This is a genomic window from Shinella sp., assembly GCF_052438155.1.
In the GTDB taxonomy this organism is placed as follows: Bacteria; Pseudomonadota; Alphaproteobacteria; order Rhizobiales; family Rhizobiaceae; genus Shinella.
In genome coordinates this window covers 1-2902 of sequence record NZ_JBQVPI010000091.1, presented here as the reverse complement: position 1 = coordinate 2902, position 2902 = coordinate 1, and the positions used below count along the sequence as shown (strand labels likewise).

At 61.4% G+C, this 2902-nt stretch carries 6 protein-coding genes; 4 read left to right on the top strand and 2 right to left on the bottom strand.

What is annotated here, in order from left to right; all coding sequences use genetic code 11:
* Together ACT6VE_RS34645 and ACT6VE_RS34640 are read left to right on the top strand one after the other, a co-directional pair.
* Positions 1 to 249: hypothetical protein (locus tag ACT6VE_RS34645; RefSeq protein ID WP_444802636.1), on the top strand; the 249-nt coding region annotated here is incomplete at its 5' end.
* An 86-nt stretch (positions 250 to 335) separates the two neighbouring features.
* The gene (locus ACT6VE_RS34640) at positions 336 to 527 is read left to right on the top strand and encodes a hypothetical protein (protein WP_444802635.1); all 192 of its coding nucleotides are present in this window, start codon (positions 336 to 338) and stop codon (positions 525 to 527) included.
* 18 nt (positions 528 to 545) lie between these two features.
* Here ACT6VE_RS34640 and ACT6VE_RS34635 read toward each other — a convergent pair whose 3' ends face one another.
* Positions 546 to 794: a hypothetical protein gene (locus tag ACT6VE_RS34635; RefSeq protein ID WP_444802634.1), complete on the bottom strand. Its 249-nt coding sequence runs from the start codon at positions 792 to 794 to the stop codon at positions 546 to 548.
* 166 nt (positions 795 to 960) lie between these two features.
* On the opposite strand from ACT6VE_RS34635, the gene ACT6VE_RS34630 reads away from it, so the two are divergent.
* A complete protein-coding gene (locus ACT6VE_RS34630; protein WP_444802633.1) occupies positions 961 to 1398 on the top strand; it encodes a VOC family protein in 438 nt (145 codons plus the stop codon).
* Positions 1399 to 1459: 61 nt separating this feature from the next.
* Positions 1460 to 1771: a DUF7673 family protein gene (locus ACT6VE_RS34625; RefSeq protein WP_444802632.1), complete on the top strand. Its 312-nt coding sequence runs from the start codon at positions 1460 to 1462 to the stop codon at positions 1769 to 1771.
* 183 nt (positions 1772 to 1954) lie between these two features.
* On the opposite strand, the gene ACT6VE_RS34620 is transcribed toward ACT6VE_RS34625, so the two are convergent.
* Positions 1955 to 2803 (bottom strand): DUF932 domain-containing protein, encoded by an 849-nt coding sequence (locus tag ACT6VE_RS34620; protein WP_444802631.1) that lies wholly within the window; start codon positions 2801 to 2803, stop codon positions 1955 to 1957.
* Positions 2804 to 2902 lie beyond the last annotated feature (99 nt).

The window sequence follows — 2902 nt, the reverse complement described above, 5'->3', positions numbered from 1 at the left end:
TGCCGGGGGCGTAGCCACCGACTGGACAAGCGATCGTTACCGGGATCGGCGGAGACGGCCGCAGGCTGGCTTCGTGCCATCGGCATAGAGCGCGGCCGACCGGAACGGGCGGTGGCCCAACTCGCATTTCTACGAGTTGCCGGCGTCAATCCTGTAGCTACGCTCCGATCCGACAAGGATTATTCGCTGAAGGAGAAATGCATGGAGACGGCGCCAACCCTCATCCTCTACACCGTGACCGGCAAGTAGCACCTCGACGAGCATCGCTGGAACGATCCTTCCGTGCCACCCTATTTCTTCCAGGACAGGGACATAGCGAGACAGGCGCTGCTGAATTGCGTGCTGATCTGCTGGCCGGTCGCGATCCCGACGATAGTCCGCTCTGCCTGGAAAGGATCGAAACCGTTCCGATGACGGCCGCCGCGATTATGGTTTTGCTGAATGACAGTTTTGCCGCCATCATCAAGGAGTACGCGGTCATCGAAACGATAGGCGAGGGCTCGTCGCACCTGCAGCCAGGAACCTGACGCCGCCTGCTGCAGCGATCAGTTAACCAGCGTCGGTCGCGGCAGCACCCGTTCGGTCACGGGGCAACCTTCCTGAAGCTTGGTCCAGGAGGAGACGTTCAGCTTCATCTCGCAGCGCGCGAGATAAGAACCGCCGTCGACACGAAGGCAGGATGTTTCGCCGAGCTTGAACATGACGCCGCGATTTCGGCATTTGCAGTTGTGGGCATCCGCCAAGGTGGGGATCAGGGCCATGATCAGGCCGGCTACGAGCACTCCAAGACGCATGGCTGAGGCTCCTAACGATATACAGCCAGATTACACCCGCTCACCGACATCGTCAAAATGGCCACCTGTCATCTCTTCGCCTGGATGGCTGGAGGTTTTCCGCGGGCGCCGTTGCTCGGCCAAGTGACCGCATATAGGTTGCAACGACACCTGGGAGATCGGCACCATGGCGCTGAAGCGGATGGACAATGTCGGAATCGTGGTCGAAGACCTCGATGCCACGATCGATTTCTTTGTCGAACTCGGCCTCGAGCTGGAAGGGCGGGCCATGATCGAGGGCGAGTGGGCCGGGCGCGTCACTGGTCTCGGCGACCAGCATGTCGAGATCGCCATGATGCGGACGCCCGATGGCCACAGCCGCCTCGAACTCTCCCGCTTCCTCAGACCAGCCGTTATCGAAGATCACCGAACTGCCCCGGTCAACGCTCTGGGTTATCTCCGGGCCATGTTTACCGTCGATGACATCGGCGAGACCCTCGAACGGTTGCACACGTACGGCGCGCAGCTCGTCGGCGAAGTCGTCGACTATAAGGACGTTTATCGGCTCTGCTACATCCGCGGGCCTGAAGGGCTGCTGATCGGGCTCGCCCAGGAATTGAGTTGAGCGCAGTATCAGTTTCCGCCCGTACACGTTATGGGCGCGAACCGACAGGAAGGGAAATGACATGGCAATGTCCGACCATGAACGCGCAGCCTTCGAGCGCCTGCTGAAGATCGCGAGGAGCGACACCGGGCAGTCCCGGCGCGTGGCGGCGTTTATCCTGGCATGGTGGAACGCCGATAGCCTCGGCGGTTTCGATCTGGCGGACCTCTTCGGCGTCGATCAGGCGATTGCCGCCGACATGGGAACGATGTTCATCTGCCTCGGTCGCCAATCCCAGGCATTCTATCCCGAAGAGTATCGATCGGAGATCGAGGCACTTATCGAGGCGTGGCGGCCTGATATCTGGGCCGCAAGCCAAAACTCACCAGCCTGAGGGGCGGGAAGGGAGTTCGAGGGATGGGGCTTTGGGGCACCCCTCGTCCTGGCCCGCGCCGCTCGACGCGGTGAGGGGCAGGCATACGGCCACCGGCGCTGACAGTCTCGCGGTTCCAAAAACGCAAAAAGACCGCCCGACCTTTCGGCCGGGCGTCCCTGTATGAATAATAGGTCGGTCTGCTCACGTCTTTAGCGCGGCCATCCTTTCGCCCAGCAACCACAGGGCCTTGTTGAGCTTGATATCCTGATCAATCCCGTTGACGGCGCGGGACTTCACGCGGCGCGGTCTGCCAAGGTCGTCGCGACCGACCCCGCGCAAACCGCCCTTGATGGCGTTCTCCTGCACCACGTTCCACGTCGTCCACAGATCGTTGGCGCGGTCGTCGTGGCGGCGCGGGACAAGCAACTGCTCCGGCTTGATTGGCGTCGTCGCCTCACCTTCATTGTCTCCGAAGCGGAGAACATGGGCGGCATCTGCAAGAATTCTCGCCTCCTCGGGGTTCACGCGCATGGTCGACCAATCCTGCGGAGCGGCAAGGGTGCGTTCGGCCTCGCCGAGAACGCGATAGGTTCCCTCGATGACCTTGTGCTGCACGTCGCCGGAATGGCGGACCTTGATGGCGTCGATGGTGCCGGTCTGCGTCACGAGGGAATTGAGGCACCGCACCCGGAAAAGCCCGGCCATCAATTCGTAGGCGCTGGTTCCATCATTGGCGTTCTTCAGGAGGATTTCGCAGACGGTATCACCGACATTATAGACCTTGCCGTCATCGACACGGCGCATTCGAATAAGGTGCTTGGTGAAATCGGCCTTGCCTTCGGTGCGGCTGCGGGACTGCTTGGCGCCGACCGGCATGAAACCCTCGTTCATGAGGCCGCGCAAGACCTCGATGGTCGGGATGGGTTTGAAACGCTCGGACCGGCTCTCATGGGCGGTCACGGCAAAGATCGACGGCGCGATACGGCGCATTTCGGTTTCGGTCAGGGCGCGGCCGGTGTCGAAACGGGCGGTCTCGGTGTAGATGTTCATTGTCTGTCTCCTGTTTTTCCCGTTTCCCGAAGGGGAAGCCCCCTTGGGCGAAGCCTTCCCGGTCTTTCCGGGGGAATGGCCTCTGACATTCCCCCGGAC

Bases quoted from the DNA above. Each gene is read 5' to 3' on its own strand.
- ACT6VE_RS34635 (WP_444802634.1), bottom strand. From the start codon at position 794: ATGCGTCTTGGAGTGCTCGTAGCCGGCCTGATCATGGCCCTGATCCCC.
- ACT6VE_RS34620 (WP_444802631.1), bottom strand. From the start codon at position 2,803: ATGAACATCTACACCGAGACCGCCCGTTTCGACACCGGCCGCGCCCTG.
- ACT6VE_RS34625 (WP_444802632.1), top strand. From the start codon at position 1,460: ATGGCAATGTCCGACCATGAACGCGCAGCCTTCGAGCGCCTGCTGAAG.
- ACT6VE_RS34630 (WP_444802633.1), top strand. From the start codon at position 961: ATGGCGCTGAAGCGGATGGACAATGTCGGAATCGTGGTCGAAGACCTC.